Genomic DNA, 25148 nt, shown 5'->3' on the forward strand with positions numbered 1-25148 from the left:
CCATAACGGGAGTCACACTATGAAAACGACCTTTCTCAAAGCCTGCGCCGTCGCCGCTCTTGCGCTGACGATTGCCGGATCTGCCAGCGCCCACCGCGCCTGGATGCTGCCATCCTCCTTCACCCTCTCTGGCGAAGGCCAGTGGGTCACCGTCGATGGCGCCATCTCCAACAACCTCTTCTACCCCAACCACCACGCGATGAACCTCGACTCCGTCACGGTCACCGGCCCCGATGGCGCGGCGGTCGAAGCGCAGAACAAGGCGTCAGGCAAATATCGCTCGGTGTTCGATGTCGCCCTCGAAAAGGAAGGCACCTACCGCATCTCGTCTGGCGGCGACGGCTACATGGCCAGCTGGGAAGAAGCCGGTGAGCGCAAGCGCTGGCGCGGGGATGCTGAAAAGCTGAAAGCTGAAGGCATCGAAGCCAAGCCCGGCGTTCAGGTCTCCCGCAGCGTTCGCCGCATCGAAACCTTCGTCACCCTCGGCGCCCCCAATGAAGCCGCCTTCGCGACGGATGGGACAGGTCTTGAACTCAAGCCCGTCACCCACCCCAACGATGTGTTTGCCGGCGAAGAGGTCTCCTTCCAGCTGCTGCTCGATGGCGCTCCCGCCGAGGGCATTGAAGTCGACATCATCCGGGGCAGCGACCGCTACCGCAATTCCGAAGATGGCCTGAAGCTCACCACCAATGCCGACGGCACGATCACCTTCACGCCTGAAGAAGCCGGTGCCTACTGGCTGAACGCAGGCGCCGAAGGCAAGAGCACACTCAATGGCAAGGAAATTGATGTGCGCTCCAGCTATGTGGTCACCTTCGAGGCCCTGCCTCTTTGAGCGGGGCCAACCTCATCATACCTGACGATTTCGGCCGCGGTGACATCACACCGCGGCCGGACGCATTTATGGGCCAGCGCCTCACCGGCGAAACCATGGGCACCACATGGTCGGCCAGCTGGTGCGCCGCCCCCGGACTATCCGAGGAGAGGGTGAAGGCGGCGCTGGAGGCCAACTTCGCAGCGATCATTTCCTCCATGAGCCCGTGGGAGCCTGCCTCCCTCATATCGCAATTCAACCGCCTTCCGCGCGGCGGCAGTCTCGCCATCGACACGGCCTTTGCCGAAGTGATGGCGATGGCGCTGGAGGTGGCTGATGCCTCCGGCGGCGCCTTCGATCCCTGCCTCGGCGGCGCAGTCATGCGCCGGGGGTTTGGCCCTGCCGGTATTGGCGCGGGGCAGGAGGGCAGGGCGCATGGCCCCGCCGTGTGGAGCCAGCTGCTGCCCGAACCTGTCCGCCTCTATCAGCCCGGCGGTGTCACGCTGGACCTCAACGCCGTCGCCAAGGGCTACGCCGTCGATCAGATGGGCCGCGTGCTTGAGGGGCTTGGCCTCACCCAGTTCCTCGTCGAAATCGGCGGCGAGTTCACCGCGCGGGGCGTGAAGCCGGACCGGTCGCCCTGGTGGGTCGATCTGGAAAACCCGTCACCTCAAGAGGCGCCGTGGCGTCTTGCGCTGGTCGGTCATGGTGTGGCGACGTCTGGCGACTATCGGCAGCAAGTTGTCCAGAATTGTCTCAAAGTGTCCCACATCGTCCCGGCGATGACCCGGCAATGTAGCCAGTTGGACCTCGCCTGCGTCACGGTTGTCCACGATAATTGCGCCCTTGCAGACGCCTGGGCCACCGCGCTTTTCGCCATGGGCGATACAGCCAGCCTCACCCTCGCCAACCGTCTGAACCTCCCCATCCTCCTGCAATACCGCGACGCCCCTGCCAGGGCGTCGACCCTCATGTCAGGCTGGCTCATCTGACCTTGGGGCAGGGCGCTCTGCGGCTGCGTCAGCGTGGGTGAATATCCATCTGACACCCAGGCTGACGAAATAATACCCTGTAAAATATAGATATATAAATTGAGAATGATAATCATTTTTGCTTGATCCGCTGGGCGTATGCACGTAGGGAGACTGAGAATAATTCGCAATCGCAGGGGTCTGCAATGAAATCCTATCTCGCCCGGAAGGCCGTCATCAACGGCGCCATGCTCGCCGCTGTCCTCTCAGGACCGGCCGCTTTCGCTGATGAAACCGATACAGAACGCCAGATGCGCCTCAACGAGATCGTCGTCACCGCCGCCGGCTTCGAACAGAAGCTCGTCGACGCCCCTGCCAGCATCAGCATCGTGACGGTAGAGGAGCTCAAGGAGCGCCCTTACATGACCCTCATTGATGCCGTCCGCGATCTGGAAGGCGTAGATGTCGGAGAAACCTCAGACAAAACAGGGCAGCGCACGATCAGCATGCGCGGGATGGGCTCCGACTACACGCTCGTCCTGATCAACGGCAAACGCCAGAACAACCATGGCGACATCTATCCCAACAATTTCGGCGGCAACCAGTTCAACCACATTCCGCCCCTGGACACGATCGAGCAGATCGAGGTCATCCGCGGTCCAGCATCCACCCTCTATGGCTCCGATGCGCTGGGCGGTGTCATCAACATCATCACCAAGAAGGTCGCCGATCGCTGGACTGGCTCGGGCACCATCAGCCGCAGTATTCAGGAAGACAGCGCCTTCGGTGACGATACGACCGTCGACCTCTTCGCCTCCGGCCCGCTGGTGCCAGGCAAGCTCAATCTGAGTGGCCGGGGCAGCTGGTACAAACGCGATGCGTCCAATCCGGCCTATGAGCCTGTAACGGATCCCGACGGCAATATCGTCAACCGCTCACTGGGCTTTGGCGGCGGCGGCAAGACAGTGGACAACACCAACATCTCCTACGGCTTCACCCTCGCCTGGGTGCCCACCGCCAACCAGACCATCACATTCGACTATGATGGCTCCAAGCAGGACTACGACAACAAGATCAAGATCAACGACGAGGGCGAAGAAGAATACCCGGTCGGTACGGTCGACAACATCAACAGCATTTTCACCGCCGGCAACTATTGCCTGGGCGCCGCCGGGCGGAACGAAGAAGCCTGCCTTGAGGGCGGCGGAACCTGGGCGCGCCGCGCCAATCCCCGCGTCGGCTACAGCCCGACACAGGAGTTCACGCGCGACAGCTGGTCATTGACGCATGACGGGGAGTGGGGCTTCGGCAACAGCTTTGTCTCGCTGGCCTATTTTGCCACCAACAATAATGGCCGCACATTGCCGTTCAGCGTGGCAGAGCGTGAACTGCTGCTCGAAATCGTTGATGGCACCGGCGAATATGCCGGTCTGACTGAGGACGAGCGCCGCAACATTGCCGAGACCACCTTCCTTCCACGTCCCAAGCGGACACTGGAAAGCGCGCAATATACCCTCGATGCCAAACTCGACATGCCGTTTGAATTTGCTGGCAAGCACACCGTTGTTGTGGGTGGTCAGGTTATTCAGGGCGAGTTGACCGATGGCGTGTTCGGCCTGGAAGATGGTACGGCCGGTGAGGCGCAGGAACACAACATGTTCTCGCTGTTCGCCGAGGATACTTGGGAGATCGTCGAGCCCTTCTCGCTGACGGGCGGTGTGCGCTATGACAATCACGATGTGTTTGGAGATCAGGTCAGCCCGCGCATATATGGCGTCTACACCATTTCGCCGAGCCTGACGCTGAAAGGCGGCGTCAGCACCGGTTTCAAGACGCCCAAAACCACCCAGCTCTATGACGGTGTCGTCGGCTTTGGCGGACAGGGAACATCACCCTTCTTCGGCAATCCGGACCTTGAGCCGGAAACCAGCACGAGCGCTGAAATCGCCGTCTACTGGCAGCATTCCAATGGCCACAACTTCAACGCAACCGTGTTCCGCAACGAGTTCAGCGACAAGATCGCTTCGCAGCCTTGCGGCATCGGGCTGGAGCTCAGCTGCTCCAGCACCGGGGAGTATGCTGACCTGGGGTATGCCACGAGCAGCAAGACGGTGAACATTGACGAAGTGGTGATTGAGGGGGCCGAACTGGCCGGCCGCTATGAGATCCTCGACAATCTGAGCTTCCGTGCCAACTATACGTATACGGACAGCGAACAGAAAAGCGGCGCGCAGGCGGGCCAGCCCCTGAACAATACCGCCAAGCACATGGCCAATGCGACGCTCGACTGGTCAATTACGGACAGGTTCAGCACGCAGCTGTCGGTCGAAGCCCGTTCCAAACGCTATCGGGGTGTGAGCAGCACGACGGGGGATCATCTGTACTACAAGGACTATGAGCTGTTTAATCTTGGCGCCCAGTACCGCGTGAATGACTTCGTGACGCTCAGTGGCCGGGTGAACAATCTGCTGGATGAGGATTTCACCAGCTACCAGTATGAATTCCTCGACAATGGCGACGGCACATATGAGCTGAGCACGCAGGACAACTACAACATCAAGGACAAAGCCCGTAGTTTCTGGGTCAGCATGAACGTCCGCTTCTGATCCTGTAATTCCGGCATCAGAATTGACCTGAAACAGACAGGCGCTCGCGACATGCGGGCGCCTGTTCATTTTCTGGGGAATTCTACCGCAATGCCTTCATTCGCTTGATGGTTTCCCGGTGACGTGGATCATCACCGGAATATTGATGATACCTAATCGGCATGATCTCAGACGCCGCCTTGATTCGAGAACTCAAAGTCATTGTCGGCTCTGGTCATGTAAACGTGCGTGACGACAGGCGGGCCTCTGGCAAGCCGGTTACATTTGTGCGGCCGCGCACGCTGGTTGAGGTATGGCGCGTGGCCAGGGCGAGCGTGCGCGCCGGGCGGATCATTCTGATGCGGGCGGGCGGCACCAGCCTTACGGGCGGATCGGCGCCGAACGGCGCGTATGATCGCGGTGTGGTGGTCATCAACACGATGCGCCTGAAGGGTATTCACATGTTGAATGCCGGGGCGCAGGTGCTTTGCCTGCCGGGCACAACGCTGTTCGAACTGGAACGGGAATTGCGCCCCTTGCAGCGGGAGCCACATTCCGAGCTCGGATCAACCTGGCTCGGCGCTTCCGTGATTGGGGGGGTCTGCAACAATTCCGGCGGCGCGCAGGTGCGGCGTGGCCCGGCTTATACTGAAGCGGCGCTTTATGCGCATGTGGATGAGACGGGCGAACTGCGGCTGGTCAACGAGCTGGGCATGGATCTTGGGCGCGACCCGGAGGAGCAGCTGGAAAGTCTGGAGCGTGGAGAATTCGTGCGGGTACTGCATGACATGCATGAGCGCGCCTGCTCGGCACATGGCTTTGTGGAGCGGGTCCGCGATGTGGACGCCCCGTCTCCGGCGCGGTTCAATGCTGACCCGCGATACCTGAAGGGCGCGTCCGGAAGTGCGGGCCGGTTGATCGTGTTTGCCGTGCGCCTGGATACATTTCCAAGGGCGGCGAATACCCAGGTGTTTCATGTCGCGACCGACGATGCCGGTGTGCTGTCGGATGTCCGGCGGCGGATGCTGGGGCAGGCGGCTCTGGTGCCGATTTCGGCCGAGTATATGCACCGGGACACATTCCGGATGGCGGAGCGCGAGGGGAAGGATCTTCTTCTGGCCGTGCGGACGGCCGGAGCCGACAGGTTGCCTTTCCTGTTTGGATTCAAGGCTGGAGTTGATGGGGTTGCCCGATGGCTCGGATTTGGCCGTGCGTGTTTGACGGACCGGCTGCTTCAGGCGGTTGGGCGGCTGGCGCCGCCGCAACTTTCCGAGACGTTGCGGCAGATGGGCGAGCAATATGCGCACCACCTGTTCCTCAAGGTGGAGGCCGATCAGGCCGCTGGCGTGCGCGCGCTGCTGGCCGATGTGGTGCCCGCACTTAAGGGCGCGTGCCATGAATGCTCACCCGCAGAAGGCAGGCAGGTGTTCCTGCATCGGTTTGCGGCAACTGGCGCGGCGGCGCGCCATGCCGCTATGAGCCGAGGCAAGGCGGGCGCCGTGGTGGAGTTGGACGTGGCGTTGAGGCGGAACGACAAGGCCTGGTGGTATGTGTTGCCAGATCACCTGAAGGGCATGGTTGAGCATACGCTCGTACACGGTCATTTCTTTTGCCATGTGTTTCAACAGGATTACATTCTGAAGAAGGGCGCTGACGCTGCCGCGTTCCGGCGGGGCATGGCGGCCCATTATGAGGCGCGGGGCGCTGAATGCCCGGCAGAACATAATGTGGGGCATCGCCACAAGGCCAAGCCGGCGCTGGCGGCGTTTTACCGGAAGCTTGATCCCACGAACACGCTCAATCCCGGCATCGGCAGGACATCGCGCGACAAAAACTGGAAATAGACCGGCCTAGCTGTGGTCGTGCCAGACCACGCGCTTGGCAAGCTCGCGTGGGTACTCTGTCCGCATGGTGGCCAGATAAGCCTCTTCCAGCCGCCGCAAGGCGTTGGCCGCGCCGGCAGGATCATTGGCCGCGACAGAATCCCGAAGCGTGCAGAGGCCGCCCAGCGCTGCTTCGCGCTGGGCTTCATTCGGCCGGATGCCCGAGGTCCAGGTGATGCGGCGCAAGGCGGGTAGCAGAAAGAGGAACAGCGGATTGCGGGCGGTCAGGGCCAGCTGGTCCCAGAATTCCAGATAGAGCTGATAAAAGGCGTCATAGTCGCCGAGATTGAGTTTGAGCTCGTCCAGAAGATCGCTCAATTCCCGGACGTCATCGGGCGTGGCACGCTGGGCGGCGAGCGCGGCCATGCCCGGTTCAATGGCAATGCGGGACTCGATGAGGGATTCAATGGTGGCTTCCGAGAACTGGAGCAGGAGGGCGATTGTGGAGGCCAGGTTTTCCCATTGCGGATTGGCGACGAAGTGTCCGCCATTGGGGCCGGTCCGGATTTTCAGGACGCCCTGAAGCTGGAGATAGCGCAGTGCTTCGCGCAGCGTGCCTCTGGCGACGCGGTAACGTTCGAGCGCGTCAGCTTCCGAGAGGTATTTCTGACCGGGGGGAATGCGTTCCTCATAGATATGGCGCACGATTTCGCGCGCGACTTTCAGAGCGCCTTTTTCCCGGTCCTTGCGAGGCGCGGTCATCCCAACGGGATTGCGCCCAGCAGGCCGCTGGTTTTCCGTAAGTGTGTGTTTCATTCCCCGTCCAGACTCGTAACCAATGCTGTGCATTCCGGGAGTATTCCCAGGCAGTGCAGCGTCCCCTTGGCTAATATGGTTAATGCGCCGTCCTTGGTCTGGCAGTCAACCTTTACGGAGACGGTGCACGGGTGAATGGCGCGAGGGAAACTGAAATCAGGGGTAAATTCCGGGCGGCAACAGCGACCGCAGCCGTTTTGCCCGGAACACGCGATGGGCGTGGCCGGCAGGGGCTGAATTGGTGGCAAAGGCGGGCGTCAGGACGTGTCCGCGAAGTGGCCGGGCGCAGCGCGCGCCTTTGGCGGCGCGGCATGATTGAGAAGCGCCCAGAGTTCGGCGCGGGGGATAACCGGTTTGACGCGGCGCATGGGAATGCCGGCCGCTTTCAGAAGAGAGGCGAACCGGATGGCATGGGCATGGGGATCGTCGAGGATCGCCCGCATGGCCTTGAGACGCGCATCGAGCAGGCTGAGGGGATCGGCGACGGGCGCAGCGGCTGTCGGGCCGCGCGGTGTCTGCGAGCGATCTGGTGTCTGGGTGGGCGATGACCGGCGTTTCTTGCGGTTTGCCAGGGCGGGCGCAGGCGCGCCGTATTTTTCCAGGTCTTTGGCCAGCTGTGAGAGATTAAGGGAAAAACGCGCCGGCAGGCGGCGGGGCCGGGGTGGCCGTGGCGCGCAGGCCGAAGCGCGGGGCGTGAAGGGCGCGGGTTTGGGGGCGTGCGGGGCAGCGCGCATGCAGATGAGGAGGCAACGGAAGATGTGTTCCATCCTGCCGGTGCGCGCTTGCAGAAACCGCAGGAGCCGCGTGCGGGTTTTGCCGCGCGTCATGCCGGGCAGGCAGCGGCAGGCAATGATCAGCGCAAGGAGCAGGCTGCGCGCCAGCGTCCAGGCGGCAGAGCCGGGACGGGGACGGCGCGCGCGGGCGTAGGAGGACGTGCCTTTGATCATGCCGTCAAATGTGGCGGCAGAGCCTATCCCGGCGGATTCGATGGCGGGGATGTGTAATGGTTACAGGAAAACCCCCGTGGACAAGGGCTTTTCCTATCCCCGCAATTTACGTCTCAGCGATCAATCTCCAGATCGTTTTCGCCCGCTTCGCCCATGGAGACCTCGTTCCACATAGCGTTGAGGATGCTGAAGGTCAGCGCGAAGCCGAGGCCGAGTATCCAGGTGAAGTACCACATTGTTTTCGTCTCCTCAGTATTTGCCTTCGCTGGTGGCTTCTTCGACGGTCAGGCGGCCCCAGAGAACCTTGAAGACCCAGGCCGTGTAAGCGAGCACGAGCGGCAGGAAGATCGCGGTGGCGATCAGCATGATGAACAGCGTGATATGGCTGGAAGAACTGTCCCAGACGGTGAGGCTCACCGACGGGTTCACGCTGCTGGGCAGGATGAAGGGGAACATCGAGGCGCCCACGGACGCGACGATGCCGGCCGATGCGAAGCCCGAACCTGCCAGTGCAAGCGAGGATTTGCGCCCCAGCGCCCAGAGCGCAAGCAGGCTGCCGCCGAAGCCGGCGAGCGGGGCCAGCAACAGGAAAGGATAGCGGGCATAATTGCCCATCCACGCGCCGGCCTCGACGACCACATCCTTGCGCAGCGGGTTTGCCGGGCCGTGGGGGTCGATGTCGGACACGATGCGGTAGCCCATGCCGGACTGCCAGAGCCAGATGCCGGCGATGGCGTAGAAGGCGATGACGGCGATGGCGGCCAGGCGGCCATACAGGATGGCGCGGTCCATCACCGGGCCATGCTCGATCTTCACCACCAGCCAGGAGGCGCCGTGCACCACCAGCATGGCGACGGAGGCCAGACCCGCGAGCAGGGCGAACGGGTTCAGCAGGCCGAGGAGGCCGCCGTCATAGGTGGCGCGCATGGTGCGGTCGATGTCGAACGGGACTCCCTGCAACACGTTGCCGAGGGCAACGCCGAAGATCAGTGCCGGGACGAAGCCGCCGGTAAAGAGGGCCCAGTCCCAGTTGCGCCGCCATTGTTTGCCGGCGCGTTTGGAGCGGTATTTGAAGCCCACCGGCCGCAGGATCAGCGCGGCAAGCACGACAAACATGGCCAGGTAAAAGCCCGAGAAACTGATGGCGTAGACATAGGGCCAGGCGGCAAACAGCGCGCCGCCGCCGGTGATCAGCCAGACCTGGTGGCCTTCCCACATCGGGGCAATGGAGTTGATGACGAGGCGGCGCTCATCATCGGTCTTGCCGACGAAGGGGAGAAGGGTGGCAACGCCCAGATCATAACCATCCGTCACCGCGTAGCCGATGAAGAGGACGCCGACGAGCGCCCACCAGATGACCTTCAGCGTGGCATAGTCGAGTGGGATGTCCATGTGTGTTCTCCCTCAGACGTCGAATTGAACCGGACGGCCACCGGTGGGGCCTTCGCTGGTCACACCCTCCGGGAGGATGCGTCCACCAGGCCCGGCCTTGATGGCGCGGAGCATGAGGCTGATCTCGATCACGGCGAGTGTGCCATAGATCAGTGTGAAGCCCACCATCGTCATGATGACCTGCGTTGCCGACAGGCTCGAGACGCCCAGGAAGGTTGGCAGGACACCGTCGATCACCCAGGGCTGGCGGCCGACTTCGGCCAGTACCCAGCCAAGTTCGGCGGCGATCCAGGGCAGCGGGATCGTGAACAGCGCGACCCGAAGGAACCATCGGGGGACTTTCCGCTTCATGCTGATGAAGAAGAAAGCGAGGCTGAAAATGACGATGCAGAGAATGCCGATGCCGGCCATGATGCGGAAGGAGAAGAACGCCATCAGGACGTTCGGGACCGTATCGAAGGCGGCTTTGGTGATGGTGTCGGCGTCAGCGGTGCGCGGGTCTTCGACATACCGCTTCAGGAGGAGGGCGTAGCCGAGATCCTGTTTGGTGGTTTCAAAGGTTTCGCGGGCGGCCAGATTGGCGGGATCATCGGTGATAAATTGCAAGGCATCATAGGCGATGAGGCCATTTTCGATGCGGTCTTCGGCGATGGCGACGAGCGGCAGAATGCCTTCGACTTCACCGTCCAGCGAGCGGGTAGCGATGAGGCCGAGGACCCAGGGGATCTGAATTTCAAAGTGGTTTTTCTGGGCGCCCTGATCGGGAAGGCTGATCAATGTCAGCGCGGCGGGGGCTTCTTCCGTGTGCCACATGCCTTCGAGGGCGGCGAGCTTCATCTTCTGGTTATCGGTGAGCGCGTAGCCGCTTTCATCGCCCAGGACGACGACGGAAAAGGCGGAGAGGAGACCGAAGCTGGCAGCGACCGTCATCGAGCGTTTGGCGAGGCCGAGATGGCGGCCTTGCAGTACATACCAGGCCGAGATGCCGAGCACGAAGACCGACGCGGTGACGTAGCCGGCGCTGACGGTGTGGACAAATTTCGCCTGGGCGACGGGGTTGAAGATCACTTCCATAAAGTTGGTGATTTCCATCCGCATGGTTTCGGGATTGAAATCGGCGCCGACGGGGTTCTGCATCCAGCCATTGGCGATCAGAATCCACAGGGCGGAGAAGTTTGACGCCATCGCGACCAGGAAGGTAACCAGCCAGTGGATGGGCCGGGAGAGCTTGTCCCAGCCAAAGAACATGAGGCCGACGAGCGTGGCTTCCAGGAAGAAGGCCATCAGGCCCTCGATGGCCAGCGGGGCGCCGAACACGTCGCCGACATAGTGTGAGTAGTAGGACCAGTTGGTGCCGAACTGGAATTCCATCGTGATGCCGGTGGCGACACCCAGCACGAAGTTGATGCCGAAGAGGTTTGCCCAGAACTTGGTTGTCCGTTTCCAGACTTCCTTGCCGGTCATCACATAGGCGCCCTCCATGATCACCAGGATCATCGAGAGGCCGAGCGTGAGCGGCACGAACAGGAAGTGGTACATGGCGGTGAGGGCAAACTGCCAGCGTGACAGGTCTGCTACGAGGAGGTCGGGCATCGTCCCAGCTCCGTTGAGTTTGCAGCGTGGTGCTGCCTTATTTCACGAATCTCTAATGTAATTCGCGGGGGAAGTCTCGCCGCGATAAGTCGCATGCGTCACTTGGAGCGTCCACAGTACAACTACGTAGATGGCTGAGACAGGCAGAGAGCGCGGATCGGGGGCGAAGCACTGGCTCAAACGCTGGCGCGCTGCGGCGCGTGGGGCGGCGGGACTGGCGCTGCTGATGCAGGTTGTGGGGCTTCTGGCCTGGATCGCCATCGCGTTTGGCGTTGGGTATGGCGTGGATAATCTGTCGCGCGGGGAGCCGGTAGGCTGGGCGCTGGGCATTGCAGCGGGTGCGGCATTTGTGCGTGCGCTGGCGGGCTGGGCGCACGATGGCGCGGCGGCGCGGGCCGGTGTGGCAATCGTTGACGCTGGGCGCGCCGAGATTTTTGCAGCGCTGAAACTGCGCGGGGCGGGCCTGCTGGAAGGCGCGGACGCCGGAACGCGGACATCGCAGGTGATCGACCGGACGCGCAAGCTGGCAGGCTATGCCGCGCGGTGGTTGCCGGGGCAGCAGATGGCGGTGATCGGGCCGGTGATCGTGCTGGTGGCGGTTGCGACGCAGAGCTGGCTGGCGACGGTGTTGTTGCTTGTGTCGGTGCTGGTGTTGCCCGGATTTATCTGGCTGACGCTGAGCGAGGTTGCGGCAGTTGCGCGGGCGCAGCAAGCCTCGCTGGATCAGCTGTCGGGCGCGTTTCAGGTGCGGGCTGCGCAGGCGGGGATCATTCGCGCATTCCGGGCGGTGACGCGGGAAACGGCGGCGTTGGCCGAGGCGTCTGATGCCCTCCGGGAGCGGACGATGAAAGTGCTGCGGGTGGCGTTTCTGTCGACGGCGGTGCTGGAGTTTTTTGCATCGGTTTCGGTGGCGATGGTGGCGGTTTATGTGGGGTTCAAGCTGCTGGGCGTGTTTCCCTTCGAGACCGGGGAAACGCTGACGCTGGCCGAAGGGCTGACGGTGCTTATTCTGGTGCCGGAATTCTTCGCGCCGATCCGGAAACTGTCGGCGTTGCACCATGACCGGGCCGATGGCACGGCGGCGGCGGAGTTTTTGGGTCGTTGGCTGGAGGGGGCAGCGGCGCGGCCCTTGCCGGTGAAACTGCCCAGCCTGGAGGGCGCGCTGGTGATCGAGTTCCGGAATGTGTCGGTGGCGTTCGGCGAGGGCGTGGGCCTTCAGGGCGTAAGTTTTACCGTGCGCCCCGGCGAGATGGCAGCACTGGCTGGGCCATCGGGCGCGGGCAAGACGACATTGCTGAAACTGCTTTTGGGGCAGGGCGTTGTGACCGGCGGCGAGGTTGTGGTGGACGGCATCGCGCTGGCGCCGGGGGCCAGCCTTGGCGACAGCGTGACCTGGATCAGCCAGACGCCATGGATGGTGGAGGGGAGCGTTGCCGAGAACCTGCAGATTGCGCGGGCGGACGCGACAGACGCCGAACTGCGCGCCGCTGTGATCGCCGTGGGGCTCGCGGATGAAGCCGGGGCCGGCGCGATGCTGGCGCGCAAGCTGGGGCGCGGGGGAAGCGGGCTTTCCGGTGGACAGCGGCAACGGATCGGGCTGGCGCGGGTCATGCTGCGCGGGTCGGGGCTGCTTCTGCTGGACGAGCCGACGGCGCATCTTGATGACACGTCAGAGGCGGACTTTATCGCAATCCTTCGGGACATCTGCCGGACACGCACGGTCCTTCTCGGGACACATTCGGACAAATTGAAGACAAACTGCGACACGGTGGTCGATGTTTCGCGCTCCCGGGTGGAGGGCGCGGTATGATGAGCCTCTGGTCAACGCTCGGCAGGCCCGGACGCCTGCAATTCTTCCTCGCGATGGCGCTGGCCGCACTGGCGGCGATTGCGGGCGTGATGCTGATGGGGTTGTCCGGATGGTTCCTGGTGGCGGGCGCGCTGGCGGGGATGTCCGGGCTGGGGCACAGTTTCAATCACCTCTATCCCAGCGCCGGGGTGCGCGGGGCAGCATTGGTGCGAGTGCTCGGACGGTACGGCGAACAGCTGTCGGGCCATGACGCCATCCTGAGCCTGTCGGCGCGGTTGCGGCCGCGCATCTTTGCGGCTGGCGCGCATGGCCGGCGGGGGCTGTCGCCGATGGCGTCGGCGGAGCTGACAGCGTTGGTGGACGACATGGACGCGGCCGAAGGCGCGTTCCTGAAGGTGGTGTTGCCGGCGATTGGCGTGATTGCCGGATTTGTCGTGGCGCTTGGCTTTGCGCTGGCGAGTGACGCGGTGGTGTTTGGCGCTGCGGCACTGGCGGCCGTGCTGGCGGGCGGCGCATTGCCTTACCTGGCAGTCCAGGCGGCGCAGCGGCGCTCGGCCGCGCTGAGCGCGCAGGCCGACGCCTCGCGCGCCGATGTGGCCCGCCTGATAGAGAATGCGACGGAGCTCGACGTTTATGGCGCGCTGAGCGGGTATGCCGATGAGGCGGAGACCTTGCTGCGCGGCTGGCAGGATCAGGGCGAGCGGCTGGAGCGGCCCTTCCGGGGATTGTCGGCGATGCTCAGCGCCTGCGGCGTGTTGATGGCAGTGCTGGCCCTGTGGCGGGTGTCGGTCACGGGCGGAGACCTGCCGGTCGCGGCAGGCGCAGCGCTGGCGCTGATGGCGGCGTTTGAGGCGGCGTCGGCAATGCTGAAGGTGATGGAAGCTGCGCCGAGGGCGAAGACGGCCTCCATGCGGCTTGCCGGCAAGCTGGCCGTGGAAGGCGCGGCCTGGGATGCGCGGCAGGACCGCGCGGTATCGCTTCAGAGCGTGCTGCCGATTGAAGTCCGTAACCTGACAGTTTGCGCGGAGCCGGGCGCGCCTCAGACCCCGGTTGCCAGTTTCACGGTTGAGCCCGGCACGGTGACCGAGATTACCGGCGCCTCCGGTATCGGGAAGTCAACTCTGGCAGAGGCGCTGATGCGGTTGCATCCTGTGCCCGAAAGCGCGGTGTTCTATGCCGGCGTGGAGGCGGGGAACGCGCGGATTGCATCTGTACTCGAACATATTGCGATGAGCTCGCAGATGCCGTCATTCCTGCCGGGGACCGTGGCGGACCTGTTGCGGCTGGCCAAGCCCAATGCGAGCGAGGCAGAGATGCGCGGCGCGCTGGAGACGGCGTTGGCGGATGTGTTTGTCTTTGCCCGGCCTGAAGGGCTGGACAGCGCTATCGGCGAGAATGGCACGGGGTTTTCCGGCGGGGAAATGCGCCGCCTGGGATTGGCACGGGCCATTCTGGCGGGGCCGGAAGTGTTGATCCTGGACGAGCCGTTTGCCGGTCTGGACCGGGCATTGGCCGGGCAGCTGGCCGGGCGGCTTTCAGACTGGCTCGCTGGCGGGCGGCGGGCGCTTGTCGTGCTTCAGCACAAGCCGGGCGCGGCGCTCTGGCGCGCGCAGGGCGTTCATCATGTGGCGCTGGACTAGAAGACGCCTTTTTCGGTGGTCGTGTAGCTGTCGACCAGCGCTTCTGCGAGGGCTTCGGCCAGCCGGTTATAGGCCGGGGGCACATATCCGGGCTCGGCGCTGGCGGGCAGGGCGGGGGCGCGGCTGACGCTGATGACGAAGGGTTTGCCGTCAACTTCCACAAAATCAATGCGGCCATAATCGAGGCTGAGATGGGCCCGCAGGTCGAGCAGTTCTTCGGGCGGGGACCATTCTTCCAGGCTCTGGGGCGTGGATGTGCGGATGATCGAGGCGCCGGATGTCAGCAAGCTGAGGAAATGTGCGTTTCCGAGGAAGTAATACTGGCGGAGAACATAACGTCCTGCGTCTGCTTCTGGCAGGAATTTCTGGACGATGTGGCCGGGGCCGAACTTTTCTGGCGGAACATCGTTCAGGGACGGGTAGATCCGGTAATTGTCATTGGCGCTGAGCGTCTGAAGGGCGGATGCTCTGGGACGCCGGGAACCGCTCAGCAGGCTGAAGAAACCGGCGCGGGGGGCTGGCGGGGTAATCGGCGTGATGAAGTCGTGATCGGCCTTGACGATGACTGCGCCTTTGTAGGGTGATCCGGCGCGCAGGAGACCATCGGCATAGAGATGTTTGCGCAGATCGCCCGCGCCGGCATTGAACGAGACCGGGTATTGCGCTGCAAAGCGGCGGTATTCTTCCGGCAGAACCGGGCGGCTGAGATTGAGGAACAGCAGGTCTGCTTCCACAAAGGTACCGGCGCCCGACAGTTCCATGACTTCGATTCCGGCGGCGCGCCACTGGTCGGCAAGGAGCGCCGTGAGGTGGGTACGGTCGCCCGGCGAGTGGCCTGAATTGTTCAGGATGGCGATACGATCGAGCGTGTGGCGCTGAGAGCGCGGCCCCATGGGGGGGATCGGTGGCCGGATTGGGGCCGCGTTAAGGTGAGGGACCGTCAGTTTGCGCACGGTGTATCCTTCCAGCTGTCACATAGTCTCGGCCGGACAAGGCATCCGGCAGGGTCAAGCCGGGACTGGTGCAAGTTCGGCGCCAGAAACGGGAGGGCGGGGCGACCGGTTTCGTGTGAATGGTGAATTTTCATGCCCGAAATCCTAACGAATGGGAGCGCCGAAGGGCTAATTGACACCAATCGTGCCAATAGATACCGTTTTCTGCAGGAATTTAAGGCGCCGTCTTTGATCGGGACCGGTGCCGAGAAGCAGCCTTGATGCTGCCGGGAGAGGAGGGGTCATGTCGCTCAAAACGAAGCTTGCCTCTCATGTGATGCAATATGTGACAGCGGAAAGCCGCCTGGCGAAGCAGCGCGCCGCCGTTGAGCGGCGCCGGCAAAGGGACGGGCGGATGCACCAGATCGAGTATTTCCATGTTGCCGGCGACCCGTATTCGCATCTCGTATTGCAGGCGTTGCCCGCGCTGATGGCGCGGTATGATGTGGCGGTGAAGCCGCATCTGGCGCCGCCGCCGCCGGATTGGGCGGCGCCGGAACGGCAGAAGCTGGAGGACTATGCGCGGGAGGATGCCGCGCGGTTGGCGGTGAAGGCGGGGCTGCGCTTTGTTGATCCGGGCGCGCAGCCTTCTGCGGAGCGGATTGCCGGGGCAGAAGCCGCGCTGGCAGCCATTCTGGAAGCGCCGGACTTTGCGGCAAGGGCGCTGGCGATCAGCGAGGCGTTATGGGCGGGCGAAGCCTTGCCCGGCGGTGTTTCGCCGGCGTCGGCGCTGGCCGAGGGCGCGGCGCGGCGGGAGAAGCTGGGCCATTATCTGGGCGGGATGCTGGCCTATGAGGGCGAATGGTATTGGGGCGTCGACCGGCTGCATTATCTGGAGCGGCGGCTGAGGGGACTGGGCGCGCAGAAGGCCGGCGCGCCGGACGCGTTTCTGTTTGTCCAGCCAGATAGTCCGCAGGCAGAATTAATGGCAGGCAGCGGCGCGGGCAAGGAAGTGCACTTCTACCTCTCCTTCCGCAGCCCCTACACCTATATTGCGGCAGAGCGCATTCGGGCGTTGGCGCGAGCCTATGGCGCGGAGCTGAAGCTGCGGTTTGTGTTGCCGATGGTGATGCGCGGGCTGCCGGTGCCGCGGATGAAGGGGTATTACATCACCACCGATGTGGCCCGCGAGGCGCGGCGGATGGGTATACCGTTTGGCAAGATTGCCGACCCTTTGGGCACGCCGGTGGAGCGGGGCTATTCGATCCTGCCGATGGCGATGGAGCAGGGCGTTGGGTTTGAGTTCTGCCAGTCTTTCCTGAAAGGCGTGTGGGCGGAGGGAATTGATGCGGGCAGTGATGCGGGGCTTAAGCAGATCGTGGAGCGGGCGGGGCTGGATTGGGCCAAGGCGCGGGCGCTGATCGGGGGCGATCACTGGCGCGCCGAGGCAGAGGCCAACCGGGCGGAGATGATGGATCTGGGCATCTGGGGCGTTCCGAGTTTCCGGGTGGGCGAGGTGGCGACCTGGGGGCAGGACCGGATGTGGATTATCGAGGACGCGCTGGCGGAATAAGCGGGAAATGCGTGTAGGGAGGATATGAATGCAGGTGATCAACGAAGTGTTTCCGAGCGATCCGGAACAGATCAAGGCGCTGATGCAGCCGGGGCCGGACGGGCCGATCTTCATGGTCAATCTTCTGAAGTTCAAGGCGCGGGCCGAGTATGAAGATGGCCGCGCGGCGGACATGACCGGCCGGGAGGCGTATATGATCTATGGCCGGGCCGTGACGGAGATCCTGCCGAAGTTTGGCGGACGGGCTGTGTTTGCCGGGGATGTGACGTTTCTCTCGCTCGGCAAGGCGGAGGAGCTGTGGGATGAGGTGGCGATTGCGATGTATCCCCGGCGCGCGGACATGGTGCGGATGTCGATGTCGCCCGAATGGCAGGCGGCGGCAGTGCATCGCACGGCGGGCCTGAAAGGGCAGCTGAACATCGAAACCGTGCTGCAAGCTGACATGAAAGAGGGCTTCCTGTCGCAACTCGGCATCTAGCCATAGGCAGGCGGGGACTTAACCGCTATTAAGGAGGCTGAAACTGGCCTCGCAAGGATGTGGAATGCCCGATCTTCTCGAAAACACTCCGGATATTGGCGATACGGCCACCGAAACCGAGGATGGGCGTAAGCGCCGTTCGGAACGGAGCCGTGAGCAGATCATCGAAGCGATGTTCGAGCTTGTACGCGGCGGCGAGCTGGACCCCGGCGCGGCGCGGATAGCCGAGGTTGCGAATGTCAGCCTGCGCACGGTGTTCCGTCACTTTGAGGAAGTCGACGGTCTCTATCTGGAGATGAACCGGCGGGTGAAAGCCGAAGTCATGCCCATCGTGGAGGCGCCTTTCAATGCCGACAACTGGCACGACAATGTGCTGGAGCTGGTCGGGCGCCGGTCTGAAGTGTTCGAGCGGATCATGCTGTTCCGTGTCTGTGGCAGCATTCGCCGGTACCGGTCGGCGTTTCTGATGCAGGGGCATCAGGATTTTGTGGCGCTGGAGCGCTCGATCCTGGATGCGGTGCTGCCCGAAGAGGTGCGCAAGAATGTTGTGCTGGAGGCGGCGTTTGATTCGGTGCTCGGCTTTGATACGTGGCGGCGGCTGCGTCAGGATCGGGGCCTGACCGTGGAAGAAGCGCGCGCGACCATGCGCAAGCTTGTTGAAGCGCTGCTCGCGTCAGTCTGATCTGCAGACCCATGCGCGGGAGACTTGCCCTTCTGTCTTTATGCGCGATTGCCGCGTGTGGCGCGTCTTCTTCTGACGATCCCGTCTCAGGGAGCTGTGGCCTGAACAGCGCCGCGATGGGCGCGTTTGTCGAGGTTCCAGGCGGGGTGCTTCAGAAAGGGCGCGGGGCGATCTATCCTGAGGAGCGGCCGGAAGTGACGCTGCATGTGGATGGGTTCCGCATCCAGGCGCACGAAGTGACCAATGATCAGTTTGCAGAGTTTGTGACGGCGACGGGATATGTGACCGATGCCGAGCGCGGCGTGATGGAGGACCGGCCGGGCGCAGGCTCTGCCGTGTTTCAGGGCGCACGCTGGCATCTGATGCGCGAGGCGAGCTGGAAAACGCCAGAAGGCGCGGGGTCTTCCATTGAAGGCAAGGGCAATTGGCCGGTCATGCATGTGTCGCTGGCTGACGCGGAAGCCTATGCGGCCTGGGCCGGTGGGCGCCTTCCGAGCGAGGAAGAATGGGAGCATGCCGCGCGCCTTGGCCTGCCAGACCCGGACCGCGAGACGTCGGGCGCCTTTGAAGACGATGGCAAGCCGCGCGCCAATACCTGGCAGGGCATCTTCCCGGTTGCTAATGCGGGCGAGGACGGATTTGCGGGCGCCGCGCCTGTGGGATGCTTTCCGGCGGACCAGTTGGGCCTTTATGACATGATCGGCAATGTGTGGGAGTGGACGGATACGCCGTTTGCGCCGGGCAACAATACGATCAAGGGCGGCAGCTATCTGTGTGCGGACAATTTCTGTCAGCGTTACCGGCCCGCGGCGCGCCACCCGCAGGAGATTGATTTCTCCTCCAACCATATCGGCTTCCGGATCGTGAAAGAGCTGGAAGCCGAATAGGCCGGGTCAATTGGGCCAGTAGACGTATTCCTCGCCTTCGACATACGGCGCGTCGATGGTGTGGTCGATCTTGATCGGGCTTTCGATTGTATAGGGATAGAGCGGTTCGCGTGCGTCTTTCCAGTGCGCGTCGATAAGGGCTTGCAGTTCTGCCAGCTTCTCGGGCTCGGACGCGGCAAGGTTTGTCTGTTCGGTGGGGTCTTCGTTCAGATTGAACAGCCAGCTTTTTTGCTGGCGGCCGTTGACCTGAAGTTTCCAGCCGCCAGCGCGCACGACTTTGTAATAGCCGCTGGACCAGAAGAGCGCGTCATCCGGGCGGGTGATGGGTCCGGTGCCGGTTGCCAGCGGCAGGAGGTTCTGGCCATCAATCTCGACGCTTGAGGGGAGGCGCGCGCCGGTGGCGGCAGCAAGGGTCGGCATCAGGTCGATATGTGCGACAGGTTCGTCGATCACGGTGCCGGGCTGGATGGTGCCGGGCCATTTCATGAAGAGGGGTACGCGGATGCCGCCTTCAAACAGAGTGATCTTCCAGCCGCGATAGGGCGCGTTGACTTCGGGAATGCCGATATAGCCCGCGCCGCCATTATCGCTGGAGAAGACGATGATGGTGTTGTCGGCGAGACCTTCTTCTTCGAGTTTTTCCATAATGCGGCCAACGCTGCGGTCTACCGCGCGCAGCATGGCGGCGTAGACGCGCAGGCGATGGGGCTCAATGTCGCCGACAGCTTCATAGTCTTCCTTTGTGGCCTGAAGCGGCGTGTGGACGCCCCAATGGGCGAGATAGAGGAAGAAGGGACGGTTCTTGTTGGCGTCAATGACCTTGAGGGATTCGTCAGTCCAGTAATCGGTGAGGTAACCGCCCGGCTCGAACCAGTCGCTGCCATTGTAGCTGGCGGCGAAATCCATGCGTGCCCAGAGGAATTTGTCGATGGGGTCAAAGTCCAGCCTGGCTTCGACGCCGCGGGGATCGCCGGGCGGCAGGAACAGGCCGCTGGCCATGTCGAGGCTTTCATCAAAGCCCTGATCGTTTGGCCGGAAGGGGCTGGTGTTGCCCAGATGCCATTTGCCGATATGGACGGTGTGGTAGCCGCGATCTTTCAGCACTTCGGCAAGGGTGACTTCTTCTGTTGGAAGGCCCTGTTCGGCGAAGGGCGGCATCAGCTTTTCGTTTTCCTTGACCTGTTCCGTTGGCGGAAGGCCGGTTTTCATATCGTTGGCAAACATCGGCACGATGCGGGACATGCCCGGTGGGGTGGGGGTGTACTCAAAGCCGGTGCGCGTGGGATAGCGGCCGGTCATGAGCATGGCACGGGAGGGCGCGCAGGTGCCTGTGCCGGAATACGCGGTGGAGAACAGGGCGCCTTCTGCGGCGAGGCGGTCGATGTTGGGCGTTTGTACGCGCCCGTCGGCCATGCCACCGCCGAAGGTGGAGATGTCGTTTATGCCGAGATCATCGGCCAGGATGAAGATGACATTGGGCGGGCGGACAGCCTGCGCCGGACCGGCCGTCTCTGGTCCCTGCATCCATTCCACAGGGCGGTTTGGCGCGACCGTGGGGCGGTCGGCATTGGTGACGAGGTAAAGGATGATTTCCTTGCGGTTGAAGAAGGCGATTGCAGCAGCGGCAACGACAACAAGGAGGACGCCAATTAGGATCTTACGCAGCATTGCCTTGGGCCTTTTTCTTCCGGTTGCGGAGAATGTTGTAGATCAGCCAGACGAGCCCGCCGAGGAGCAGGAGGCCACCGATGCTGAAGGCGATGATCTTTGGCATAGCGCGTTTCAGGACGGCGGCGGTCATGTTCTTTTCGACTTGGGCAACGGAATCGTAGCCTGAAGGCACCTCCAGCACGCCGACGCGGGCGGCATAGGCGGCGTAATCGGCCTGCATCTGTTCGAACAGGGCGGCATTGGCGGCGCTCAAATCCTGCGTCTCGCCGGGATCGGTTTCGAGATTGAACAAGCGCCATTGGCCATCGCCCCAGGGGGTGAGGTTGCGGGTGATCTTCCACGGGCCTTTGTAGAGGGCGGCATTGCCGGACACTTCGATGCCGATGGCATCCTCGTCGCTATAGACGGTAGGCGCCGCGCCGGAGAGGACCGGTAGAAGGCTGCGGCCATCCAGCGTGACGGCGCCTTCCGGGGCAGGACCGGCGTTGACCATTTCGAGCAGGGTGGGCGTCACATCTGTGACCATCGCGAAGGCATCCACCCGGCCGGGCGCTATGCCGGGGCCGGCCATGATGAGAGGTACGCGGAGGCCGCCTTCAGAGACGTAGAATTTGAACAGGTAGCTTGGCGAGGACGCGGCGCTGGCAAATTCGGGACCGATGAAACCATAACTGCCCTTCTCGCCGATGCCTTCGATGCCGACATGATAGCCATTGGCGCTAAGCCAGGTTTCAAAGCGGGGATCTTCGGCGGAGGACGGCTCCGGGCCGTTATCGGAGGTGATGACGAAGACGGTGTTGTCGTAGGTGCCGTTGGTTTTGAGGTGGTCGATCAGGCGGCCGACATGATGGTCCATCGCTTCAAGCATGCCGGCATTGACGGCCATGCGGGCGGCGAAGAGGCGTTGTTTGTCCTCGGGCAGGCCATCCCATTTGCGCAGGTCCGGGTGGAGCGCGGGTTGCGCGGCGCCCTCAGGCACGAGGCCGATTTCCTGAGCGCGTTTCCAGCGGCGGGTTTGCAGGGCTTCCCAGCCATCGCTGTAGGTATCGAGATAATTGGCGGTGAATTCCGGGGGGGCTTGCACCGGGATGTGGAGCGCCTGGAAGCCGAGATAGGCGAGGAAGGGCGCGCGGTTCGTGTCCTCGTCCATATATTCGATCATCTTGTCGACGATGAAGGTGGAGGAATAGAAATCTTCCGGCAGAGCAGCTGCCTGCCCATCTTCATACCAGGGCGCGTCGGCATAGAAGGGCATGTAGGATTTGTCTTCCCAATTGTCCGCCCCCGAAGCGTCCAGCGCGAAGGAGCGGACAAAGCCGTGGCTGTCGGGCAGGTCGCCTTCGCCGCTGCCAAGATGCCATTTGCCGGTCATCAGGGTACGGTAGCCCAGCGGCTTGAGGCGGGCGGCGAGGGTGGTGACGCCGGGCTCGAGGCTCATCGTGTAGCCCGGCTGGCCGACATGTTCCGGGGGGAGGACTTCGGGAATGGTGGAGATGCCGGTGCGGTGGTTGTCGATGCCGGTGAGCAGCATGGCGCGGGAGGGGGAGCAGAGCGGTGAGGAGCGGTATTGCGTGAACATGGCGCCGGCGCCCGCGAGCGCGTCGATGTTGGGTGTGGCCGCTTCGCCGCCATAGATGCCGAGGTCCATCAGCGCGCCATCATCGATCAGCAGGATCACGATATTGGGTTTTTCGGGTGATGCCTGCGGGAGAGCCGGGGCCGCAATGGCCGTAAGAGCCGCCAAGGCGGCGAGAAGCCTGAGCTTCATGGTGGAACCCTCCCGGATCGTTTTATTTTCACCATCAAACATTATGGCACGATCCGCGTCAATTGAATCCTGAGCGTCTGCTTGCCTGCCAGCCGGAAAGGGCCAGATTGAACCTTCAGGGACGCCGGTGCGTTCTGCTGTGAGGATGAGTTTGCCAATCGACTGGATAAAGCCCGGCGCAGGCGGAATTGAGGTGGCCGGCGGGGCGGCATTTGTCGACCCGTCGCTGCCCAAGCCGCTCGCTATCGTCACGCATGGTCATGCCGACCATGCGCGCGCCGGCCATGGGAGAGTGATCGCTACGCCCGAAACACTGGCCATCATGGAGGCGCGCTACGGGCCGACGGAAGGTTGGCCGGTTGCGTATGGCGAGACGGTTGAGGTGGGCGATGTACGGGTGACGCTATATCCCGCCGGGCATGTGCTGGGCTCGGCGCAGGTGTTGCTGGAGCGGGCGGGGGAGCGTGTGATCGTGACGGGCGATTTCAAGCGCGCGGCGGACCCGACGTGCCCGCCTTTTGTGCCTATTGCTTGCGATGTGTTGATCACCGAGGCGACGTTTGGGCTGCCGGTGTTCCGGCATCCGCCGGCTTCCGATGAAATAGCCAAGGTGATGGAGCGCCTGGCCGAGAGCCCGGAGCGGTGTGTGCTGGTAGGCGCGTATGCGCTGGGCAAGGCGCAGCGGGTGATCTGCCATCTGCGCGAGGCGGGGTATGACAAGCCGATCTATCTGCATGGCGCGATGGAGAAGCTGTGCGCACTGTATGAGGCGCATGGGGTGGCGCTGGGGGAGCTACGCTCTGCGACCGGGGCGGAGGCGGCTGAGATGGCCGGACATGTTGTGGTGGCGCCGCCGAGCGCGCTGCGGGACCGCTGGGCGCGGCGGTTGCCTGATCCTGTGCTGGCGATGGCGTCGGGCTGGTTGCAGGTGCGCCAGCGTGTGCGGCAGAACAATATCGATCTGCCGCTGGTGATCTCCGATCATGCCGACTGGGAGGAACTGACCCGGACGATCCGCGAGGTGGCGCCGTCGGAAGTGTGGGTGACACATGGCAGCGAGGCGGGGTTGTTGCGCTGGTGCGAGCTGAACCAGATTCGCGCGCGGGCGCTGCATATGGTGGGGCGGACGGATGAGGGCGAGGCATGATCGCCGACTTTGCCCGCCTGCTGGACCGGCTGATCATTACGCGTTCCCGCAATGAAAAGTTGAGCCTGATTGCGCGGTATCTGCGCGAGGCGGACCCCGGAGACCGGGGCTGGGCGCTGGCGGCGCTGGGCGGGTCACTGGACCTGCCGCAGCTGACCTCCAGCGTCATTCGCAAGATGGCGGCCGAGCGGGTGGATGAGGAGTTGTTGCGGCTGAGCCGGGAGTTTGTGGGGGATACGGCTGAGACCGTCGCGTTGATCTGGCCCGCGATGGAGGGCGCTGAGCAAGGGCCGCCTCTGACGCTGCGCGGTGTTGTTGAGGCGTTGCAGAACGCCCGGAAGGGCGATGCGCCGGGGCTGCTCGCGCGGTGGCTGGACCGGTCTACGGCGGAGGAGCGGTTTGCGCTGTTGAAGCTGGTACTCGGCAATTTCCGCATTGGTGTTTCCGAGCGATTGGCAAAGACCGCTTTTGCCGAGGCGTTTGGTGTGAGCCTCGCGGATGTCGAGGAATACTGGCATGCGAGCCCCGCGCCGCATGATGACCTTTTTGCCTGGGCGACCGGGGTGGCGCCTGCGCCGGATGTGAGCGCGGTGGTGCGGTTCCGGCCGTTCATGCTGTCTGTGCCCGTCGAAAATACGCCGCCGGACCTGACGGACTTTGCGGCAGAATGGAAATGGGATGGCATTCGCGTTCAGCTGGCGCGGGCGGCAGGCGAGGTGCGCCTCTACAGCCGGGGCGGGGAGGATATTACCGGCGCGTTTCCGGAATTCGCTGATGCCCTGCCAAAGGGCAGCGCGGTGGATGGGGAGCTGCTGGTGGCAGACGAGGCGGCGCCTTACCGTGTGGCGCCATTTTCCGAGCTTCAGAAGCGCCTCGGCCGCAAGGCGCCGCCGCGCAGCCTGCTGGAGGCGTCGCCCGCCTTCATTCGGCTCTATGATCTGCTGGAACATGAGGGGGAAGACCTGCGGCCCCTGAGCTGGACCGAGCGCCGGGCGCGGCTGCAAGAATTTGCGGCGACACTTCCGGCAGACCGGTTTGATCTCTCGCCTGTAATTGATGTGGCGGATGTGGGCGTGCTGGAACAGCTTCGCCGCGAGCCGCCCGCGCCCGCCATTGAGGGCGTGATGCTGAAGCGGCGCGCCAGCCCCTATACCGCGGGGCGTATTTCGGGGCTGTGGTATAAATGGAAGCGTGATCCGCATACGGCCGATTGCGTGATGATGTACGCCCAGCGCGGATCGGGGAAGCGGTCCTCCTTCTACTCCGATTACACGTTTGGCTGCTGGACGGAGGACGGCCAGCTTGTGCCGGTCGGCAAGGCGTATTCCGGCTTTACCGACGAGGAGCTTGTGCGTCTCGACAAGTTTGTGCGGGGGAACATCACGGCGCGGTTCGGGCCGGTGCTGGAGGTACGCAAGGAACTTGTGCTGGAAGTGGCGTTCGACTCGATTGCCGAAAGTAAGCGGCACAAATCCGGCGTGGCCATGCGCTTCCCGCGTATCAATCGCATCCGCTGGGACAAGCCTGCGGCGGAAGCCGATACGGTCGCCAATCTGCGTGCCTTGATGGGGCAGGCTTCTTCCGCCGCAGAGTGAAGGGCGGGGTTGGCAAGGTGCTCG

The 25148-nt window shown here is 63.2% G+C and carries 20 protein-coding genes; 12 read left to right on the top strand and 8 right to left on the bottom strand.

The features are described 5' to 3' along the window. Window positions 1–19: 19 nt before the first annotated feature. The 4 genes from HNE_RS08150 to dld all read left to right on the top strand — a co-directional run bounded on the left by HNE_RS08150 (window position 20) and on the right by dld (window position 6214). Window positions 20–835 carry a DUF4198 domain-containing protein gene (locus HNE_RS08150; protein WP_011646659.1) on the top strand — a complete coding sequence of 272 codons (816 nt, stop codon included), beginning with the start codon at window positions 20–22 and terminating at the stop codon, window positions 833–835. 68 nt (window positions 836–903) lie between these two features. Beyond that, on the top strand, window positions 904–1806 hold the full coding sequence (locus HNE_RS08155) for an FAD:protein FMN transferase (protein ID WP_049755082.1): 903 nt from the start codon (window positions 904–906) through the stop codon (window positions 1804–1806). 185 nt (window positions 1807–1991) lie between these two features. After that, the gene (locus HNE_RS08165) at window positions 1992–4391 is read left to right on the top strand and encodes a TonB-dependent receptor domain-containing protein (RefSeq protein WP_011646661.1); all 2400 of its coding nucleotides are present in this window, start codon (window positions 1992–1994) and stop codon (window positions 4389–4391) included. Between the two features lie 161 nt (window positions 4392–4552). After that, window positions 4553–6214 (top strand): D-lactate dehydrogenase, encoded by a 1662-nt coding sequence (gene dld, locus HNE_RS08170; protein WP_011646662.1) that lies wholly within the window; start codon window positions 4553–4555, stop codon window positions 6212–6214. A gap of 6 nt (window positions 6215–6220) precedes the next feature. Here dld and HNE_RS08175 read toward each other — a convergent pair whose 3' ends face one another. The 5 genes from HNE_RS08175 to HNE_RS08195 all read right to left on the bottom strand — a co-directional run bounded on the left by HNE_RS08175 (window position 6221) and on the right by HNE_RS08195 (window position 10941). Further along, on the bottom strand, window positions 6221–7009 hold the full coding sequence (locus HNE_RS08175; RefSeq protein WP_160162613.1) for a FadR/GntR family transcriptional regulator: 789 nt from the start codon (window positions 7007–7009) through the stop codon (window positions 6221–6223). 257 nt (window positions 7010–7266) lie between these two features. Beyond that, window positions 7267–7956, bottom strand: coding sequence for a hypothetical protein (locus tag HNE_RS08180; RefSeq protein WP_011646664.1), 690 nt, complete (start codon window positions 7954–7956; stop codon window positions 7267–7269). A 113-nt stretch (window positions 7957–8069) separates the two neighbouring features. Further along, window positions 8070–8192 (bottom strand): cytochrome bd-I oxidase subunit CydX, encoded by a 123-nt coding sequence (cydX, locus tag HNE_RS08185; protein ID WP_011646665.1) that lies wholly within the window; start codon window positions 8190–8192, stop codon window positions 8070–8072. Between the two features lie 13 nt (window positions 8193–8205). Further along, window positions 8206–9348, bottom strand: coding sequence for a cytochrome d ubiquinol oxidase subunit II (cydB, locus tag HNE_RS08190; RefSeq protein WP_011646666.1), 1143 nt, complete (start codon window positions 9346–9348; stop codon window positions 8206–8208). 12 nt (window positions 9349–9360) lie between these two features. Next, a complete protein-coding gene (locus HNE_RS08195; protein ID WP_011646667.1) occupies window positions 9361–10941 on the bottom strand; it encodes a cytochrome ubiquinol oxidase subunit I in 1581 nt (526 codons plus the stop codon). 130 nt (window positions 10942–11071) lie between these two features. Between HNE_RS08195 and cydD the strand changes: the two genes are divergently transcribed. Continuing rightward, the gene (gene cydD, locus HNE_RS08200) at window positions 11072–12751 is read left to right on the top strand and encodes a thiol reductant ABC exporter subunit CydD (protein WP_011646668.1); all 1680 of its coding nucleotides are present in this window, start codon (window positions 11072–11074) and stop codon (window positions 12749–12751) included. Continuing rightward, window positions 12751–14391, top strand: a complete 1641-nt coding sequence (locus tag HNE_RS08205) for an ATP-binding cassette domain-containing protein (protein WP_011646669.1) — start codon at window positions 12751–12753, stop codon at window positions 14389–14391. The genes cydD and HNE_RS08205 overlap by 1 nt, the downstream gene beginning before the upstream one ends. Here the strand turns inward: HNE_RS08205 and HNE_RS08210 are convergent. After that, on the bottom strand, window positions 14388–15284 hold the full coding sequence (locus tag HNE_RS08210; RefSeq protein ID WP_035591809.1) for a hypothetical protein: 897 nt from the start codon (window positions 15282–15284) through the stop codon (window positions 14388–14390). The genes HNE_RS08205 and HNE_RS08210 overlap by 4 nt on opposite strands. Before the next feature lie 343 nt (window positions 15285–15627). Here HNE_RS08210 and HNE_RS08215 point away from each other — a divergent pair, with 343 nt between their 5' ends. From HNE_RS08215 to HNE_RS08230, 4 genes are all read left to right on the top strand, one after another. Then, window positions 15628–16896 (top strand): DsbA family protein, encoded by a 1269-nt coding sequence (locus HNE_RS08215; protein WP_035591806.1) that lies wholly within the window; start codon window positions 15628–15630, stop codon window positions 16894–16896. 28 nt (window positions 16897–16924) lie between these two features. Then, a complete protein-coding gene (locus HNE_RS08220) occupies window positions 16925–17374 on the top strand; it encodes a DUF1330 domain-containing protein (RefSeq protein ID WP_011646672.1) in 450 nt (149 codons plus the stop codon). Between the two features lie 64 nt (window positions 17375–17438). Next, complete coding sequence (locus HNE_RS08225) at window positions 17439–18056, top strand: TetR/AcrR family transcriptional regulator (protein ID WP_011646673.1); 618 nt, start codon at window positions 17439–17441, stop codon at window positions 18054–18056. Window positions 18057–18067: 11 nt separating this feature from the next. Further along, the gene (locus HNE_RS08230) at window positions 18068–18943 is read left to right on the top strand and encodes an SUMF1/EgtB/PvdO family nonheme iron enzyme (protein WP_233352026.1); all 876 of its coding nucleotides are present in this window, start codon (window positions 18068–18070) and stop codon (window positions 18941–18943) included. 6 nt (window positions 18944–18949) lie between these two features. On the opposite strand, the gene HNE_RS08235 is transcribed toward HNE_RS08230, so the two are convergent. Both HNE_RS08235 and HNE_RS08240 read right to left on the bottom strand, forming a co-directional pair. Further along, a complete protein-coding gene (locus tag HNE_RS08235) occupies window positions 18950–20611 on the bottom strand; it encodes a sulfatase (RefSeq protein ID WP_193334336.1) in 1662 nt (553 codons plus the stop codon). Then, on the bottom strand, window positions 20601–22382 hold the full coding sequence (locus HNE_RS08240; RefSeq protein ID WP_011646676.1) for an arylsulfatase: 1782 nt from the start codon (window positions 22380–22382) through the stop codon (window positions 20601–20603). Before HNE_RS08240 ends, HNE_RS08235 begins: the two co-directional genes overlap by 11 nt. A gap of 145 nt (window positions 22383–22527) precedes the next feature. Between HNE_RS08240 and HNE_RS08245 the strand changes: the two genes are divergently transcribed. Beyond that, window positions 22528–23529 (top strand): ligase-associated DNA damage response exonuclease, encoded by a 1002-nt coding sequence (locus tag HNE_RS08245; protein ID WP_011646677.1) that lies wholly within the window; start codon window positions 22528–22530, stop codon window positions 23527–23529. Then, on the top strand, window positions 23526–25124 hold the full coding sequence (locus HNE_RS08250; RefSeq protein ID WP_011646678.1) for a cisplatin damage response ATP-dependent DNA ligase: 1599 nt from the start codon (window positions 23526–23528) through the stop codon (window positions 25122–25124). The genes HNE_RS08245 and HNE_RS08250 overlap by 4 nt, the downstream gene beginning before the upstream one ends. Window positions 25125–25148: the final 24 nt, after the last annotated feature.

Source organism: Hyphomonas neptunium ATCC 15444, assembly GCF_000013025.1.
Taxonomy (GTDB): Bacteria; Pseudomonadota; Alphaproteobacteria; order Caulobacterales; family Hyphomonadaceae; genus Hyphomonas; species Hyphomonas neptunia.